Annotated in this window: 14 protein-coding genes; all 14 read right to left on the reverse strand. The window is 72.2% G+C overall.

The window, feature by feature from the left end:
• Positions 1-12: 12 nt before the first annotated feature.
• Positions 13-2,532: a vWA domain-containing protein gene (locus tag D7V93_RS16630; protein ID WP_147451199.1), complete on the reverse strand. Its 2,520-nt coding sequence runs from the start codon at positions 2,530-2,532 to the stop codon at positions 13-15.
• A gap of 22 nt (positions 2,533-2,554) precedes the next feature.
• Positions 2,555-3,502, reverse strand: a complete 948-nt coding sequence (locus D7V93_RS16635; protein ID WP_120644354.1) for an IPT/TIG domain-containing protein — start codon at positions 3,500-3,502, stop codon at positions 2,555-2,557.
• Positions 3,503-3,549: 47 nt separating this feature from the next.
• Complete coding sequence (locus tag D7V93_RS16640) at positions 3,550-4,845, reverse strand: hypothetical protein (RefSeq protein WP_120644355.1); 1,296 nt, start codon at positions 4,843-4,845, stop codon at positions 3,550-3,552.
• 3 nt (positions 4,846-4,848) lie between these two features.
• A complete protein-coding gene (locus D7V93_RS16645) occupies positions 4,849-6,315 on the reverse strand; it encodes a hypothetical protein (protein ID WP_120644356.1) in 1,467 nt (488 codons plus the stop codon).
• The gene (locus D7V93_RS16650; RefSeq protein WP_120644357.1) at positions 6,312-9,083 is read right to left on the reverse strand and encodes a phage tail protein; all 2,772 of its coding nucleotides are present in this window, start codon (positions 9,081-9,083) and stop codon (positions 6,312-6,314) included. The genes D7V93_RS16645 and D7V93_RS16650 overlap by 4 nt, the downstream gene beginning before the upstream one ends.
• A gap of 2 nt (positions 9,084-9,085) precedes the next feature.
• Entirely contained in the window at positions 9,086-11,368 is a 2,283-nt protein-coding gene (locus D7V93_RS16655; RefSeq protein ID WP_120644358.1) for a baseplate J/gp47 family protein, read from the reverse strand.
• Between the two features lie 6 nt (positions 11,369-11,374).
• Positions 11,375-11,767, reverse strand: a complete 393-nt coding sequence (locus D7V93_RS16660) for a GPW/gp25 family protein (RefSeq protein WP_120644359.1) — start codon at positions 11,765-11,767, stop codon at positions 11,375-11,377.
• Positions 11,768-11,771: 4 nt separating this feature from the next.
• Positions 11,772-13,319: a hypothetical protein gene (locus D7V93_RS16665; protein WP_120644360.1), complete on the reverse strand. Its 1,548-nt coding sequence runs from the start codon at positions 13,317-13,319 to the stop codon at positions 11,772-11,774.
• Positions 13,319-14,023, reverse strand: a complete 705-nt coding sequence (locus D7V93_RS16670) for a phage baseplate assembly protein V (RefSeq protein ID WP_120644361.1) — start codon at positions 14,021-14,023, stop codon at positions 13,319-13,321. The genes D7V93_RS16665 and D7V93_RS16670 overlap by 1 nt, the downstream gene beginning before the upstream one ends.
• Positions 14,020-15,099 (reverse strand): phage late control D family protein, encoded by a 1,080-nt coding sequence (locus tag D7V93_RS16675; protein ID WP_120644362.1) that lies wholly within the window; start codon positions 15,097-15,099, stop codon positions 14,020-14,022. Before D7V93_RS16675 ends, D7V93_RS16670 begins: the two co-directional genes overlap by 4 nt.
• A gap of 18 nt (positions 15,100-15,117) precedes the next feature.
• Entirely contained in the window at positions 15,118-15,297 is a 180-nt protein-coding gene (locus tag D7V93_RS16680; protein WP_120644363.1) for a hypothetical protein, read from the reverse strand.
• Positions 15,298-15,322: 25 nt separating this feature from the next.
• Positions 15,323-16,060, reverse strand: a complete 738-nt coding sequence (locus D7V93_RS16685) for a CIS tube protein (protein WP_120644364.1) — start codon at positions 16,058-16,060, stop codon at positions 15,323-15,325.
• Positions 16,060-16,548 (reverse strand): phage tail protein, encoded by a 489-nt coding sequence (locus tag D7V93_RS16690; protein WP_120644365.1) that lies wholly within the window; start codon positions 16,546-16,548, stop codon positions 16,060-16,062. The genes D7V93_RS16685 and D7V93_RS16690 overlap by 1 nt, the downstream gene beginning before the upstream one ends.
• Positions 16,549-16,551: 3 nt before the next feature.
• The coding region (locus D7V93_RS16695; RefSeq protein ID WP_244237347.1) for a hypothetical protein at positions 16,552-17,769 on the reverse strand (1,218 nt) is incomplete at its 5' end.

Consider the following 17,769-nt stretch of genomic DNA (forward strand, 5'->3'; position numbering starts at 1 on the left):
ACCCCCGCCCCCTCACTCATTGCCGCGGCGCCCCCGGCGGCGAGCGATGAACGCCAGGAAGAACAGCCCCAACATGCCGGCCGTCCCCTTCCCGCCGCCCATGCGGCGGCACCCGCAGCTCGGATGGCCGCCGTCGGGCTTGTCGTCCACCGGCTCGCCCGGCTTCATCGGGTTCGGCTTGGACACCGGCCCCTTGGCGATGGGCTGCCCCGCGACGAAGACGACGACGTTCGTGTTCGCATCGATGCCCTTGATGGTGATCTCATACGTGCCGTTGATGAGCGGGTCGCGGATCTCCACCACCTCGCCCTTGCCGTCGATGCGCACCTGGATCTGGTTCTCGAAGCCCGGACCCTTGAAGTTCCCGGCCGCGTCCTTCGGCGTGAAGCTGATCTTGAAGGTGGTCGCGTCCACCGCCTCGCTCTTCACCTCGGACACCGTGCCGTCCGAGCCGACCACCACCGTCGTCTCCACGGTCTCCACGCGGTGGATGAGGTCCCCCGTGTCCGGGTTCTTGATGTCCAGCGTCACATGGAAGCGGTAGAGGCCCGGGATCTTCGTGTCGGGGAAGTCCAGCGTGTAGCGGCCCTTGCCCTGCGCGGCCAGGTCCAGCGCGTTCTTGTCCGTCGTGGTGCCCAGCTGCCCGGCCACCTTGGGGTCCAGCAGCAGCGCGTCCACCTTCTGCTGGTACGCCGTGCGCGGATCCTTGCTCTGGTCCGGCCGGGTCTCCGGGTTCTTCGTGTCACGCAGCACGGTGCCAATGGGCGCGTTCGGGTGCTCCACCCGCGCCGTCAGCTTCCCATCCACGGTCTCCAGCGGCTTGCCGTTGAAGGACAGGTCCACCGCCAGCGTGAGCTTCTCTCCGGCGACGTGGGGCGTGCCCAGCACGCGGGTGCGCATGTCCAGGCTCCGCTCCTCGGCCAGCACCGTGAACTGGTACGGCGTGGGGGGCAGGGACGCGCCCGTGATGATGACCCCACCATCCGTCGAGCCACCGCCCGAGCCCTCCCGCACGGCCATCAGCTTCCAGGTGCCGGGCTTGCCCGTGGCCGGGATGTCGATGCGCTGGGTCGTGTACGTGGGGCCATCCATGCGCGCCGTGGGACGGATCTGGACCCCATCCGGCGAGATGATGCGCAGCGACAGGCGCTCCTGGTTCTGCGCTCCCACCGTACCCAGGGTGATGAGGGCATTGCGCACCGAGCCGTCCAGCAGCACGGAGGTGGTCACCGAATTGGTGCCCTGGGGCAGCGCGCCCGACTGGTTCAGCGCCAGGGTGAGCGTGTTGCCCTTGAGCGCTTCGGTGAGCTGCGCCAGGAAGGTGGCGGGCAGCTCCGAGCCGCGCGTCAGCTTGTGCGTGCCCGCGGTCTCCGCGGCGATGCGCTCCAGCAGCTCCGCCCAGGGCGACGCGATGTCGCCCACGGACACCGCCAGCATGGGCAGGCACTGCGAGCGCAGCGCGACTTCCGTGGCGCCGCCCGTGCCGGTGATGGTGCCATCCGTGTCCAGCACCAGGTAGGGCGCGTTCGGACCGGCCATGGCCCGGCGGACCAGCGGATCCACGTTCTGCATGCCGTCCGTCATCACCACCACGGTGGCGTCATTGCCCGGGAACTTGTTGCGCTGGTCGATGGCGATGAGCAGCCCCTTGCCCAGCGCCGTCAGGTCCTTCGGATTCTCCGCGAGCACGTCCGTCTCATAGGGCTTCCAGGCGTGGGTCGGACCCGGCGGAGCGACGCCCCGGTTGACGTAGAAGCCGCCGGCCAGCGCCTGCGCGGCGTTCGTGTCGAAGTACACCACGCCGAGCCGGTCCCTCGCGTAGCCGGAGTTGGGGTCCGACGTCATGCCCTCCGTGGCCCAGTTGGCGACGAACTGCCCCACCGCGGACTGCAGCGCGGCCCACCGCGACACCGGCGCGCCCGTGGCGGCCGGGAGGATCATGCTGCCGGACTGATCCAACACCAGGATGAGGTCCATGGGCAGCCGGCCCATGTCCGTGCCACCCGGGGACACGGGCATCGTGATGCCCTTCACCCGCCGGGACGCGCAGCCGCAGTTGGTGACGCTCTCGCCCCCGCTCACCACGGACGTGGCCGCGAAGCCCGTCGCCCCGAAGCCGACGACGGCCCCGGGGATGGCGGTGAAGCTGTAGGTGTAGTCCTTCTCACCCGTCACGCCCGGGTTCGTCGTGCAGAGCTGGTCCGGCGCCGGGAAGAAGCTGAGCGTGGTGATGTCCAGCACCGCGGTGCGGTTGTCCTGGCGGACGAACCGGACCATGTCGCCGCCCACGGGCGTGGGGATGGCGCCCGCGCCGGGGTCCTTGAGTTGGACGAAGGTGCCGTCCACGGTGATGCCGGCGGCGCCTCCGGAGGCCGGCAGGTCGGCGTTGAACTGGAAGTTCACGCGCGCGAGCGCGACGGGCGGGTTGGGAGCCGTCGCGGGCAGGTGGAGCTGGGCTGCGCCCGCCACCCAGGGCAGCGCGAGCAGTGAAAGCAACAGGATTGGGACGGTGACGCGGGTTCGACGAGGCATGCGCTTTCCTCGGGGCTGGGACCTAGGGGGTGTAGATGCTGAGGGTGTCGTTGGCGTCCGGGAGGGACTCCACGCCGTTCACGGACACGACGACGGTGAAGGCCTTGAAGAAGCCCGAACGCATCCCCGACAGGTTCGTGGGGATGGTGACGGTGAGGCTGGTGGGCGTGACCTGCTTGGGTGTCACACCCGTGCTGGGCTCGTTGCTGAACTTCACCTTCACCGCGCTGGCGGTGGCGCCGAAGCCCGTCCCGGTGATGACGAGGTCCTGGCCGGAGACCGGCGGCGAAGGGGCGAAGCCGTCCAGCGTGGCGTGCTGCACGCCGGTGGGCGCCTGGACGGTCACGAAGCCGGAGACCTCCTTGCCCTCCGCCGTCTTCACCTTCACCGTCACCTGCACGGCGGGCTGTCCCGCCTTGGGCGCGCTGGGGAAGTTGTCCGGAACGATGACGAAGAGCGCGGAGCTGCTGCTCTGCCCGGAGGGCGCCGGGGCGGCCGTCCCGTTGAAGGTGACGAGGTTGTCCGAGGGAAGCGAGGAGAAGTTCTTCCCGATGATCTGCAGCGCCTCCTTCACGGGGACCTGGAGCGGGCTGAAGGCGGTGATGGCCGGGTCCGGCGTCGTCCCGCCGGTGGTGGGCTTGGCGGCCATCAGCAGGCTGACGGCCGTGCCCGCGGTGACGCGCGCGCCTCCCGCGGGCACCTGTCCAATCACCCGGCGCGTCTGGTTGGCCGCGTCGTTCGGGTCCACCGGCTGGCCGAACGCGTCCAGCAGGTTGCCTCCCAGCACCAGGTTGTTGCCGGGGATGGCGAGGATGGCCTTCGCGCTCGCGAGCGTCTGGCCATAGAGGTTGGGAACCACGACGGGGCCTCCCCCCGCCGCCAGCAACGCCTTCACCTGTTGGATGAGGGCGTTGAACTGGTCGGCGGTGATGAGGTCGCCGGGTTTGACTTCATTCAATTCGTCGGCCATCGCGATCTCCTCGCGGTCCGTGAGACGCCAAGAAGCAGGGTGGAAGGTCAGGGCAGCGCGAAGTTTCCGAAGCTCCAGTGCGCGGCGTCGTAACGGGGGTCACCCAGGTAGGGCATGTAGCCGCTGGAGAAGACGAGGTACGGCTGCGGCTTCGTCGCTCCCAACTGGGCGGCCTGGTTCTCCTGCACCACGTAGAGCCAGAGCAGCTCCTTCTTGCTCAGCTCCAGCGGGGGGAAGGCGAAGGACAGCCGCAGCAGCGACTGCAGCCGCGCGCCCTCGATGTTGATGGGGGGCTGCCGGGTGGTGAGCCCCTCGAAGAACGTCGTGAGGCGGAAGCCCACGGAGCCCTGCACGTCCGCGAGCGGCAGCACCCCCGCGGCCGGCAGGAACGTGAAGACATCCGTCGCCTTCACGAGCTCCGGGTTCACCTGTCGCAGCCTGTCCAGCTGCTCCTGGAACTGGAGGAAGGTGGCCTCGCCCTCGGCGGCGCGGCGCTCGCCCAGGCCCAGGGACCAGCGGGCCGGGTGCGCTACGCGCGCCAGCCGCCGCCGCGCGGACCACAGGTCCACCCAGCGCAGGCCCACGCCGTCCCGCCAGTGCATCACCGCCAGCGGCACGTCGCAGGGCGTGAGGAAGTTCGGACGAAGCTTGTCGATGAGGCCGTAGCCTCCCGCCGCGGCCTGCGTCTCCGTGGGCGTGGCGAACGGATCCAGGACGAACGCCTGGGACTTCACGTCCGTCGTCCCCAGGCACTGGTGCGCGACCTTGTTGCGCAGCGTCTTCTCCTGGGCCAGCGCCAGGTCCGCGCTGGACACGTCCAGCCGCAGCAGGCGGAAGCGCACGCCCTCCACCAGCAGCTTCGCGTCGCACCCGGACTGCACGCCGCCCAGGCCGCTCGCCACCGCGCGGCCCTCCCGGCCGTAGGCGGGCGCCATCACCAGCAGGTACACGCCGGTGCCGGACACGTACACGCTGCCCGGCGGTGAACAGGCGCCAAAGGCCCCCGTGCCCGCCGTCGCGGCCGTGCCCCCGGAGGCCTCCACCGCGCCCTGGAGGAGCGACACCTCCACGGGCTGGAGCAGCTCCATCGCCTCGCCCTCGCGGTTGACGGCGAGGCCCGGCTGCACCGTCACCAGCGGCGTGGTGGCGGAGTTGTCCTGCGACAGCGACACCTCCAGGCCGTAGGCCACGCCCTCGCCCAGCGCGCGGCCCAGGCGCTGCTGCCCGGCGTCGCGCGCGGTCTGTTCCTGGCCCAGGTCCTCCGCGGACAGGAGCCGGCCGTTGAAGAAGTTCGTCGAACGGATGCCGTCCTTCAGGAACGGCGTGTCCAGGGCGATGCGCATGGGCTACCTCCCTCCCCCGGAGCGGCGCGCGCGGCTCGGCGCACGGGACGGCGGCGGGGGCGCGCGAAGGCTCTTCACCGCCGGGGCGCCCGCGAAGTACTGGCTCACCTCCACGATGACGGCCATGGACGCCATCGTGGCCTCGGCCATGGGGTCCTGCTTCTCGCGGAGGCGGATCTGGATGCCGTCGGAGTCCTGCGCGAGCACGGTGACGGTGGGCATGGCCAGCCCCAGCCCCTCGGCCTCCTGGAGTCCCACCTTCACGACGTACTGCCACGCCTCCGGCTTGTACTGGTACCCGTCGAAGGTGAGCCGCGCGAAGCCCTTGGCCACCTTGTCGATGCGCAGGTTGTTGTAGCCCTGCACGTTGGTGTTCCCGAAGGCCGCGATGGGCAGCGTGCCCGCCGCGACGATTTGATACGCGGGCAGCGCGGGCGGGTGGTGCACCGCGGACGTGTCCTGGAGCGGGCCCGCCAGCGCCCACTCCTGGAGCAGCCGCAGGTGCAGCAGGTACGGGCGCTCGTCCTCGATGACGGGCAGCGGCGCCTCCGTCTTCACCACCCAGTCCGGGCTGCCCAGCTCCTTGACCACGTGCACGTCGACGGCCGCCAGCAGCACGCAGTCCACGTCGGAGTCCGGTTCGGCGGACACGGGCTGCTGACAGCCCTGGGCTTCACCCAGCCAGTTGGGCCGCCACAGCGCGCGCAGCTCCGTCACCCAGACGCGCAGCGCGGCGCGCAGGTGGCCCTCCACCTGCGTCGCCGGCACCTTCATGGGCGCCGCGGCGTCATCCAGCCAGTCCGTCTCCGGCCCCATCGGCGAGGGTGGCACCACCGCCGCGCGCAGCGCCGTGAGGAAGTCCGCCTCCGACGTCACGTCGCCCGCGGGCGTGTCGTCGCCCACGGGCACGACGTGCGTGCGCAGCCAGCGCACCAGGTCCCGGACCGCCTGCTCCTCGGTGGGCTCCTGGGGCGGGGTGAGGCGCAGCTCCAGCTTGAAGTCATCCGTGACGCGCGAGGGCGCCATGGCGTCGTCCTCGCTGCGGCAGGGCTCGCCGGGCACCGGCACCGGATCCGTGAGGCACTCGCGGTAGGAGAGGACGACCCAGACGCGGACGGCCTCGTCCTCGTTCGGCGTGATGGCGGTGCCCTGCGCCTTGAGCCAGTCGTTGAGCGACGCGCACTGCGCGGGCGTGACGCGCAACAGTTGACCGCGGGGGCTCAACGCGGTGCCCGGGGACACGCGCACCTCCGGGCCCCGGGCGCCAAGGCCCGTGGTGACGGCCAGCCCCCAGGCCGTGCCGTACCCGAGCAGGTCGCGTGCCTGCCATCGGTCCCGCTCGGCCAGGTACGCGAAGTCCTGGATGAAGTCGTCGACGCCCAGCACCATGCCCAGCACGTAGTTGACGTGCTTCGTCGGGTCGGCTGCGGTGCGCTTCGCGGAGGTGGAACTCGGACCAAAGCCGCTCATTGGATGTCGCTCCCCTGAATCTCACGGCGCCCGAGCGGATCCCTCCCCAGGATGCGCCGATCCACGGCGTCCTGAGGGGGCCTCGGGGCCAGATAGCTCTCCGCCAGGTACTCACGTCCGAGCCGCATGGCGGGCATCAGCTCGGGGGCACGACTGCCCAGGTCGACCAGGGTGTCCACGCCCAACCGGGCCTCGCCCACGCGGAACATGGCCCAGTAGAACTTCACGTCGAACACGGTGTGCGCGGGCTTCTCCAGCTCCACCACGCGCAGCGCCCGCTCCAGCCGGTCGCGCTGCTCCTGCGCCGCGCTGCCCCGCGGCACCGGCAGCACGACCGTGAACCGGTGCGCGGCTGCGCGCACCGGCAGCACCACCGTCTCCAGGTGGTACCAGTCCACCTGCGCGGGCCCGTCCGCCGGAAGCGTCGTGGGCAGCGGTGCCTGCGAGATGTCCGTGAGGTTGAGCCCGTGCGCCAGGTTGAGCGCGGCCACGCGGCCGTAGCGCCGGGCCAGGAACTCGCGCCAGCGCGGTGCGTCCGCGTCCGTGGCCGCCGGCACGAAGCCCAGCACGTCCAGGCTGAAGTCGCGCCACACCGTCGCCTGCACCGCGTCCGTGGGGGCCCGCAGCGGGAAGCCGTCCGGCAGCGCTTCTTCCGCCACCCCGGCCGCCGTCAGTGCGTCCCGGAAGCGGGTGACGAGCTGCACGCGGCCCTGCTTCGGCTCCCAGCGCGGCGCGGGCGCCACCACGCGGATGCCGCCGACCTCCGAGGGCTGCGTGGGCTGGAGGAACGGCGTGCGCGCCGCGCGGAAGCGCTCCACGATGCGCAGCCGCGCGCGCGTGGGGTCCACGTCCTCGGTGAAGACGGTGTCGTCCACGCACTCGTCGAGCGCCAGCCGCAGCGCCATGCGCATCCCGCGCGCGGTGCCCCGCCACTGGAAGAAGTCCAGCGTGTGGCGCAGGAAGAGCCTGCGCCTGGGCTCGTTCCACGCCGGGTCCAGCACCACGCCGAACCACGAGGCCAGCCACTCCAGCGCCTCCGGGGGCGCGCTGCGCGCGTCGAACAGCACCTGCGCCGCGGCGATGCGGTCCTCCACCGGCGTGAGCAGCCCCTCCACGTTGGCGAGGAAGCGGTCCAGGAAGCTGGCCGACTCCGGCTGCTCCCCGTAGATGGCCGGCAGGTAGCGCGCGGCGTAGGAGAAGCGCGGGTACCAGACGCGCAGCGCGTGCAGGCGCGGCGTGCTGCCCCCGCCCCCGTCCAGCGTCAGCTCCACCTGCGCGTAGCGGCCCTTCGCGCGCTGGAAGAGGATTTCAAAGGTGCCCCGGTGCGCGCCAATGGGGGCCGGGGAGAAGGGCTGCTCGGAGCCGCTCGCGCGCTTGAGCAGGGCCGGCTCGTCGGAGAAGGGCAGCGACTCCAGCTCCGCCTTCTCGTTGGCCGCGCGGCTGCGCACCGTGACGGTGGCGCCGGGCGGGATGACGGCGTCCAGCATCAGCCGGTGCCACACGCACTCCGGCTCGCGGCCGTCCAGCACGGTCGTGCGCAGCGTGGCGCTGGGGACGTACCGGGGCCGGCGCTGCGCCACGAGCGGGATGAAGCCGTCCGCGAAGTCGTAGAAGGCCTCCTGGCCGAAGGCGATGAGCCCCTTGCCGCCGAAGAGGCGCAGCGGCAGATACTCGGGCTGGGCCACCGCGGTGAGCTGTCCGGCGGGCGTGTCGTGCAGCTCGAAGACGAAGGCCTGGTTGCCGTCCTGGCCCACGACGTACAGCCGGTCCGGCGCGCCCTCCACGCCGCGCACCAGCGCCATGTCGTGCGCCACCAGCTTGAAGTCGGCGGCGGGGCCCGTGTCCGGCAGCAGGTCACCCACTTCCAGCGGCACGGGCGCGCCGTCCAGCACGCCGTCGCGGAACACCCACAGGCGGCTGTTGTCCACGCCCCGGTCGAGCACCAGCACGCGGCCGTCCGCCAGCACCTCCACGGAGACGGGGTCCACGGTGGACACCGGGCCGGGGGCCGCCAGCGACACGGGCGTCGGGAAGGTCTCCGCGGCCGTGCGGCGCGTGTAGCTGCCGTCCTGCGGCTGGAACGGATCCACGACCTCCGGCTCCACCTGCGTCTCGCCGTCCGTGCGCACCGCGCGGAAGGAGGCATCCAGGTACCAGAGGCGACGGTGCTCCCGGTCCAGCACCACGGCGCCGCCATCCGGTGACGCGGCGATGTCCCAGGGCGCGAAGCCCCCGGGCAGCGCGGGCCACAGGTACTGGAGCGGCGGACCTCCCGCGTGCAGGTCGAACACCAGCAGGCCCGCCGGCGCGAGCGTGCCCACCACGAGGTAGTGGTGGTCGGTGACGGCGAGTGCCCCCAGCGGCGGAGGCGTGGGCGCGGGCGGGAGCGCCACCGGGCCGAAGCCGCCCCCCTTGGGCGCGGGCAGCGGTTCGGGCGCCACGGGCCAGAAGTCGGTGGTGCGCCGCGAGCCGCTGGAGAGCACCTTCACCGTCCGGCCGTCGGCGCCAATCCAATAGAAGTTCCCGTAGCGGTCCCTCGCGGCGCCTCTGCGGTCCTCCAGCTTCGGCTGCCGGTCCCCCGTGCCCGCGACGAACTGGTACAGCTCCGCGCGCAGCGACACCTCCGCGCGCACGGCGTCCCAGCTGAGCTCCGGCGTCGTGCCGGACACGCCGTCCCAGCCCTTGGCCAGGGGATGCCCGCCGCTGGAGCACCGGCCCCAGTCGTCGCGTCCGAGCAGCAGATGGAAGCGGGTGCCGTTGGCGTCCATGCTTACCGGCACTCCTCGGGGACGACGGGGACGGAGACGAAGGGACGCTGCGCGCCGGTGGGCACCTGGCCCGTGCCGCGCAGGTCATCCAGCGACGGCGCGTCGCCCACCGCCACGGACACGCCCGCGAGCCTCGGCAGCCAGAGCCCCAGCATCGGCACGCTCTCCTGCTCCGAGCCCGTGGGCAGCCCCAGCCTCACGCCGCGCACCCACGCCACGCCCGGCACGCGGCTGCACACCGCGGACAGCTCCAGCGCCACCACGGCCTTGCGCAGCGGCCAGCCCCGATTCACCGGCGAGGCCAGCAGGTCGGTGCCCGGAGGCGGCAGCGGCGAGAGGAAATCGCGCAGCGCCTGCGTCACCGCCTCGCGCACCGCGGCCTGGGACACGCCCGCGACGACGTCCACGCCCACCGTCACCCAGACGGGCTGGTAGACAGGGCGGCGCACGAACACCTCCGTCGTCACGAGCCGCCGCGGCGCCAGCCAGCACGCGATGGCGTCCAGGAAGCTGTCGGGCCCGGCGGCCTCCGGCGGATCCGGTTCGTAGCGGGGAATCGCCACCACCGTCACGGATCCCGGCGCATCTCCCGGCTCGTTGGGCGACAGCAGCGGGTGGAAGGCCGGCAGCACCTCCACGCGGCCCACCGCGACGCCCGGCGTGCGCAGCGTCACCGCCTCGAAGTCCTGCGCCGTCACCAGCCGGTCGCGGTGCTGGAGGAAGCGCGAGACGTGCTTCTCCCCCTCGTTCACCCCTTCCGCGTCCGCGCCGCCCCAGGTGGGCAGCGCGTTCTCCACCTGCACGCCCGTCGGGAGCGAAGGGCCGCTGGTGATGGCGCCCGGCCCCACGTTGCCCGCGCGTCCCTCGCCGTGGTCGTAGTCCACGCGCAGCGTGGCCCCGAGCGGCGGGCGCATGCCGTGGGCGCCGTCACCGAAGCGCAGCTCCCCGGCCTCCGCGTCCACGCTGAAGACCTTCACCGGCGCGCGGGCCTGCTGCTTCGAGCCCGGCGGCAGGCGCGGATCCGGCACCGCGACCTCCGGCCCCGCGCTCATCAGGTCGTCCGTCTCCGTCCAGTCCGGGTCCACCGTGCCGTTGGCCGCGATGACGGTGAGCCGCACCGACCCCGGCACCACCGGCACGCGCGCGAGCTTCACCACCTGGTCCGGCTCGCCCGTGCCCGTGGGCAGCAGCTCGCCCGTCACCCGCTCGCGCTGCGTCACCGGCGCGGCGTTGATGCCCGTCCACAACAGCTGCGTGGCGGCAGGGGCGGTGCTGGTGATGCGCAGCCACGTGAGCACGCGCCCGGCCTGCTCCTCGTTGTCCAGCGCGGGCGGGAAGTCGCGCGTGCCCGCCTCCAGCGGATCCAGGTTCGACCACAGCGACAGCTCCGCCTCCGTGGCGGGCAGCGGGATGTCCACCACCACCGGCGCGGAGGGGATCTCGGCGGTGGCCAGCGTGCGCCAGCTCGCGTTGCGCAGCGCGGGGTCCTCCGGCAGCACCCCACCGGGCGGCAGGCGCGGGAGCTGGAACTGGAGCACCGCGGCGCCCGTGGGGTTCGCCTGTCCCCCCGGGGGCAGCCGCCGCCCGTCGGCCGTCTCCGCGGGTACGAGGCCCAGCGTCAGCACCTTGCCTTGAATCGCCTCGCGGGCGCGCTTCATCGCCTCCGGCAGCTTCTTGTCGGCGGGGCGCAAGAGCAGCGCCACCCAGAGGGACTGGTCCAACGCGGCCGTGCCCAGGTCCAGCGGCTCGGTGCCCCGGGGAGAGAAGGGCGTCGTCTCGTAGAACTGGAGCGCGTCCAGCGGCGCGGGCGGCGGCTGGGTGGCGGTGAACGACGCGTAGAGCTGCTCGTAGTACGCCTTGACGCGCTCCTCGGGCGCGACGCGCCGCTTGTAGAAGAAGGCCGCCTCCACGGGCAGGACGTCCAGCCCGCGCTCGGTGCGGAAGGGCACCTGGCCGGCTCTCACCTCCACGCCCTCCGTGAGGGTGAGGGCCTGGGGCGTGCCGCCGCGCTCGTTGCGCAGCACCACCATGCCCCGCGCGGAGGACGCGGGTTGCAGCGGGACGCCGAGAAGCTGGAGGAACTTCTTCCGGTTGCGCTCCGGAATCTGGTTGGCGCGGTAGAGCAGGCTCTCCGTGAGGAAGGCGAACAGCTCCAGCAGCGTGACGCCCGGGTCGGACTTGTTGAAGTTCGTCCACTCGGGGTTGTGCAGCGGGATGCGCGCCAGCGCTTCATCCAGCAGCTGCTGGTACTTGCGGTCGTCGATGGGCGGGAGTGTGAGTGGCACGGTGGCTTACCCCGCGAGCGTGACGCCCAGGCTGATGCGCTCGCGCGCCCCGGTGGCGACGAGCTTGTAGGTGATGATGGCGGTGGCGGCCCGGGCATCCCGGGGGTCCTCCTCCACGCTGACGGACTCGACGGCGATCCGCGGCTCCCACTGCGCGAGCGCGCGGGTGATGCGCTCGGCCAGCTGGTGCCGCGTCGTCACGGTGTTCGGCTCGAAGAGGTACTGGCCCAGGCTGCCGCCGAACTCGGGCAGCAGGATGCGCTCGCGCTGCTGCGTGGTGAGGATGACCTGGATGGACTCGCGCACGTTGCGCTCGCCCTCGGACCACTGGAGGCGTCCGTCGGGGCCCACGCGGGGAGGGAAGCTCAGGCCTCGGCCCAGCAGTTTTCCGGCGTCCATGCGGCTAGCCCTCCTTCGCCTTCGGCAGGCAGATCTTCAGGAAGGGCATCCACCAGAAGATGATGTTGAGCAGGCTGAGGAAGATCATCAGCACCATGAAGGCGCACAGCGTGATGATGGGGATGGAGAACATGCACAGCTCGCCCAGGTTGAAGGACGTGCCCGCGTCGAGCTCCCCGTCCATCGTCTTCTTCAAGTCCCCCACGCGGGACATCTGCTTGCGCAGCCCGGACGACAGCGCGAAGCCGACGTTCTTCTTGAACTTGCGCAGCCCCCGGATGCTCGTGTCCACCGGCAGCACGATGCGCACCGGGCGGCCCGGCGCGTCCGGGTCGAAGAAGGGCGCCAGCCGGAAGTCCGCCGTGGGCGCGCTCACCACGGGCGGGCACAGCGGCCCGCAGCCCGGCCGCAGGTACACGCACCGCAGCACGTAGTGCGTCTCGCCCGGGTCCTGGAGCTTGCCCACCGGCACCGGCTCCGATGGCAGCGTGTACGTGCCGGTCACCGCCGCCTTCATCAGCGCGGCGCGCAGCAGCTCCGGCGCCAACGGGGAGGTGCGGAGGTTGAACGTGATTCCCGCCGTCTCTCCCGCGGCCAGCTGCCCGCGGTGCTCCCACGCGAAGAGCAGCGCCTGGCGCCACGTCGTCGCCGTGCCGCTGTCCACGGGCGGGCCCTGGAGCAGCGTGTACAGGTCGCCGGTGGGGCCCGGAGGCGTGGTGTTGCCAGGGAGCGCGTCCCAGAAGGCGGGCAGCCGCGTGGACAGGAACGACGCGAAGTCCAGCAGCAGGTAGCGCGACACCTCCTGCTGCTTCGCCTCCTGGTCGTCGATGTCCGCCTGCGGGGTGCCGCCGGGCAGGGGCTTCCACAGCTTGAGCTGCTCGTAGGGGCCCGTGACCTGCTGCTCGGCTTCGGACTTCAGCGCCTCCTGCGGATCCGCGGCCTGGAAGGAGCCCGCGGCCTCGAAGGTCGCCTGGCTGGAGGTCGGGACGAGCCCCACGGCCATGCGCCGACGCTTGCCGTCCACGGTGAAGTTCACCGGGAACAGGGGCAGCAGCTCTTCTCCCGAGGCCAGCAGAGCGGACTGCGCGGCGGTGAGCGGAGCCCAGACGCGCCGCTGCTTCTTCGCGTCGGTCGGATCCACCACCCAGGCTTCTTCGGTGTTGCCCGCGCCCCGGCGGCGCATCACGAAGCCGGCCTTCTCCCCACGCGCCGGGTCCACGACGTGGTCGGGCAGGCCGGGCAGCCGGCACACGAGGCTCGCGGCCACGAGGTAGAAGCGGCCGTGCGCGGGCTGGTACAGCTTGAGCGGCGTGCTCGCGGGGTCCGCGGCCTCGCCCGGGAAGCGCTCGCGGTGGCTCTCGTACTTCGCCAGCAGGTCGCGCAGGTCCGGTCGCGCCTCGGCCTGGAGCCGCTCCGCCAATTCCTCCATGAAGCGGTCGGATTCGAACTGGAGGAGGCCGGGCGCCTGCATGCGAGATGGGTCCGCGCCCGCGCTCCCCCAGAGCGTGGACGCCGTCACCCACTGCACGGGATGGGGAAGGGCCACCGCCATCACCACACGTTCCCCGCGCCCGGGGTGTACGAGGCGCTGACCACGCTGTTGGTGATGACCGTGTCCGCCTGCACCACGCCGCTGAACTTGGACATGCCCGCGTTGACGGTGAGCATGCCGGCGGAGATTTCCGCGGTGCTGGCGTTGACGGTGACCTTGGCGGACGCCGTCACGGTGACGCCGCTCGCCTCCAGCTTCACGGAGTTGCCGTTGCTGTCCTTCACCTCCACGGAGCCGGGCCCGTCCTTCAGCGTCACCGTCTGCCCGCCGGGCGTCTTCAGCTCCAGCGTCTCCTGGCCGTCCGTGTCGTCCAGCGTGATGACGACGCCGTTGCGCGAGTGGAGGACCTTCTTCGTGTTCTTCGCGTCCATGGACTCCGGGGGCGCGTCCTTGCCGTTCCACAGCCCGCCCACCACGTAGGGCCGGCGCGGGTCCCCGGCCTCGAAGCCGACGAGCACCTCGTCGTCCTGGTCGGGGATGAACCACGTGCCGCGCCCGCTGCCCGCCATCAGCGTGGCCACGCGCGCCCACGCCTCGTACCGGTCGCTGCCCGCGTCCGGGGCCCAGGGCAGCGCCACCTTCACGCGGCCCTGGCGCTCCGGGTCCTGGTTGTCCACGACCTTCGCCGGGTAGAGGCCATAGAAGCGGCCGCCCAGTCCGGAGGCGCCGCGCTCGTCGGTGCGCAGGTCCCAGGGTGAGTTCATGACGCCCTCCCCAGGCCGGGCCGCTCGGCGACGAACTCCGTGCGCAGCCCCTTGGCGCGGTCGAAGAGGTGCTTCACCTCCACCAGCGTGTACTTGCCGTTGAAGAGGGGGCCCACGCCCGTGAACTCCACGCGGCCGCCCACGCGCAGCTTCGCGTCCGTCTGCGCGGTGCCCCGGCCCACGACGAAGCGGCGGGCCAGTTGCCGGTAGGCCGCCTCCGCATGGGCGCGGGCCTCGTCGCTGCTCAACGGCACGGTGTGCACCACGGTCTCCTTGCGCTCACCCAGCTTGGAGGACGTCAGCAGGCTCGCGCCGCTCTCGTCGCTCCCCAGCTCGGCGCCGAGCACGGACGGTCCCGCCTCGCTCGCCAGCACGTCCTTGGCCTGCACGTCCCAGCCGCTCACCTTCACCGACGAGCGCTGCGTGGCCAGGTCCGCCGTCACCACCAGCTCCTTCAGCTCGTTGCCCAGCCCCAGCTTCAGGGCCTGCCCGCTCGCGCGCGCCGGGCGCTGCTGCACGTGCAGCGTGCGCCCCTGCATCCACAGCTCCGCGTCCACCGCGCGGCACCGCTCCCGCAGGAAGGCCAGGTCGCTCTGGTTCACCTGCGCCAGCACCTTGTGCTTGGGGCCCGTCACCTTCACGTTCGGCGTGAGGCCGTGCTTGCCCGCGAGCTGCTCCATCACCTGCTGGTCCGTCACGTCCACGTACGTCGCCGTCCGGCGCGTCATCCGCAGGTCCTGGAGCCGGTCCTCCACCAGCACCGTGAGGGCGGGCGGGGTGCTCTCCAGGAAGGCGGCCTCCAGCGCGGTGATGCGGCCCTCGAAGAGGGCGTCGGTGCCCAGCCGGACCTCGAAGGCCTTGCCGAAGTCGAGCAGCTTCCGGTCGAAGTAGAGGAAGTCCGTGCCGCCGTCCTTGGGACCCAGGTTGCCGAACATCACCTCGCACCGGTACAGGCCCTGCACCGTCTCCTCGATGCACAGCTCCAGCAGCCCGAGCCCGAGCGCGGCCTGCTCCTGCCCGTCCACCTTGAAGGTGGGCTGGGCGGTGCGCAGCTTGGTGTCGGTTCCGTCGGCCATGGGTGGGTGCGTTCCAGGTCAGTGGGCGCGGACGCGGGACGCGCGCTCGCGGTGACGGGCCAGGGCACGGGCCAGGTCGGACGCATGCTGCACGCCCGACGCGGAGGGCGCCTCGCCACCGGCGCCAGGGCCTGACGACGCGGGCGCGGCCGGCGCGGGTGCGGGGGTGATGTCCAGCTCGTTGATGACCACGGCCATGGTGTGGGTGCCTCCCTGGTGACGGTTACCGCTTCACGCCGAGCTTCACGCCTGCCTGCAGGTCGATGAGCTGCCCCGCCGCGAGCTGGCGCGGGTTCTCGATGCCGTTGGCGCTGGCGATGGACTGCCAGTCACCGCCCTTGCCCTGGCCCGCCGCCAGCCCCTGCACGGTGGAGCCCTGGGGCGCGGGCGTCATGGGCGTGGTGCCGGGGGGCTTGCCGCTGGGGGCGCGCGGCGCGCCGGGCGGCGGCGCGTCCGTGGGGCGGAAGACGAAGGCGGTGATCTTCTGCTGCGTCAGCCCGAAGGAGACGCTCGCGCGCAGGGGCTTGCCCTCCGGCGAGAAGAACTCCAGCGACTCCTCCAGCGACTCCATGATGCCGTCGAACTGGAAGCTGCCCCAGAGGAAGCGCACGGCGGGCGGGACGAACTTGTCGCCCTCCTTCTTCGGCGTGATGAAGAAGGCGACCTTCTTGGTGAGCAGCCGCACGTCGTCCACCGCGCCGGACTGCCCTTCCGGCTGGCCCGTCACGTCGAACCAGAGCTGCACGGCGAGCTTGGTGGTGCCAGCGCCCACGAACTGGCGCGCGGGCGTGCCGCGCTGGTCGCCGCCGCCCGAGGGTGTCTGCACCTGGTTGGCGAAGCTGACCTTGAGCGTCTCCGGGTTGAACTGCACCTTCGCCCAGGTGTCGTTCTCGATCTCGTGCTCGAAGTTGGCGTCGAGCTGCCGCAGCTCGGCCTTCGCCAGGGGCGTGGGTTCGGGCATTACGCGCCTCCTCCGGACAGCCGCTTGCGGGTGAGCGACTCGTAGGCGATTTGAAGCTCCTCGATGGCCACCATGCCGTCCTTGGCGTTGAGGGGCGGCGCCTTGAGCTTCACGGGCAGGCAGCGCGACAGGACGAAGCGCGCGCGCTCCTTCTGCGCGGGGCCGGGCGCGAACACGATGACCTCCGCGTTGGCGCGCAGCCGGGGCCGGCGCTGCACCTCCTCGAACCAGTCCCACAGGTCGAAGCTGGCCGTCATCCCGCGCTTGAGCGTGAGCTGCCCGAAGTTGAGCGCGCCGGTGAGGCGCAGCTGCCGCCCGTTGTTGCCGCCCTCGCGGATGGTCTTCACGTCCATCGTCATCTCCAGGCCGTCGCACTCGGAGAAGGCGGCGCTGCACGCCTTGGTGACGACGTCCGGGATTTCAATCTCCACCGCGAACGCGAACGCGGTGAAGGGGGCGATGACGGTCTCGTCCTGCGTGTTGGCCATGGCCTAGCGCGCCTCCGTGACGAGTCCGCGGTCGCCGCTCTGCACGAGCCGCACGTTGAGGAAGGTGAGGGGCAGCGACGGCGCCACCTTGATGTCCACGAAGAAGCGCCCCTGCTCCATCTGCACGGGCGTGTTGAGCGCGTCGCCCGTCACCACCTGGAAGGCGCCCTCGCGCGTGCGGCCCGCGAAGGCGCCCCGCACGAAGAGGTCCCCGAGCAGCGCCTCGAAGCCGCGCTGCACCAGCCGGTGGAAGCTCGCGTCGTTGGGTTCAAAGACATACGCCGCGCCCAGCTTCAGCGCCGCGCGCCGCAAGAGGCTCAGGAGCCGCCGCACGTTGATGGGCCGCACCTCCGGCGTCACCGCCAGCGTGTCCGCGCTCAGCGTGAGGAAGGCCCGGGGCTCCTGGCGCACCACGTTCACCTGCGCGTCCTGCAAATCCAACAGGCGCTCCCGCGACAGCGGCGGGGTGAGCGCCACCACCGCGCGCCAGGGCTCGTTGGCCGGGGCCACCCACGCGCCGCGCTCCACCGCGCGCTTCGCCAGCACGCCGCACGCCATGCCGTCCGGAGGCATGCGCAGCGGCGCCGTGGGCTGCTGCTCCTCGGAGACGAACGCCCACGGGTGGTAGAGCGCACCGTAGCTCAGCGCGTTCTCCTCCGCGAAGCCCAGGGCCGGCACGAGCTCGGACGTGCCGGTCAGCGGGGACTGGAGCGCCCCCACGTGCGCGATGGCCGCGTCCTCGCGGAAGTGCTCCGGCAGCCCCAGCACCGCGAGCACGTCCCCCCGGGCGCATGCGAGCCGCAGCAGCGCGCGCTGGACCGCGAGCAGCGGCTTCGGCGAGTACGCGGACACGGGCTCCAGGTTCCACCGCACCCGGGGCGCCACGGGGACGGCCACGCCCGGCGCATACGGTCCGGAGACGGGGCCCTGCTGTGCACGCACGCGGTAGTACCAGGCCCGCGAGGTGCGCCCGTACAGCGTGCGCTCCCGCGCCGGGCCCCGGTACAGCTCCGCCGCGTCGCTGAAGTCCGGGCGCGTGGCCTCCTCCAGGACGTAGACGAGGTCGGTGCCGGCCACGGACGCCCAGCGCAGCGTGAACGCCTGTCCGGCCACGGGCAGGGCCGGGTCGGCCACCAGCGGCGCGGGCGCGGCCGGCATGACGAGCGCGCAGTCGAGGAAGGTCCCCCACGCCGGAGGCTTCGGCGGCTCGCCGGGCAGGGG

Source organism: Corallococcus llansteffanensis (assembly GCF_003612055.1).
Taxonomy (GTDB): Bacteria; Myxococcota; Myxococcia; order Myxococcales; family Myxococcaceae; genus Corallococcus; species Corallococcus llansteffanensis.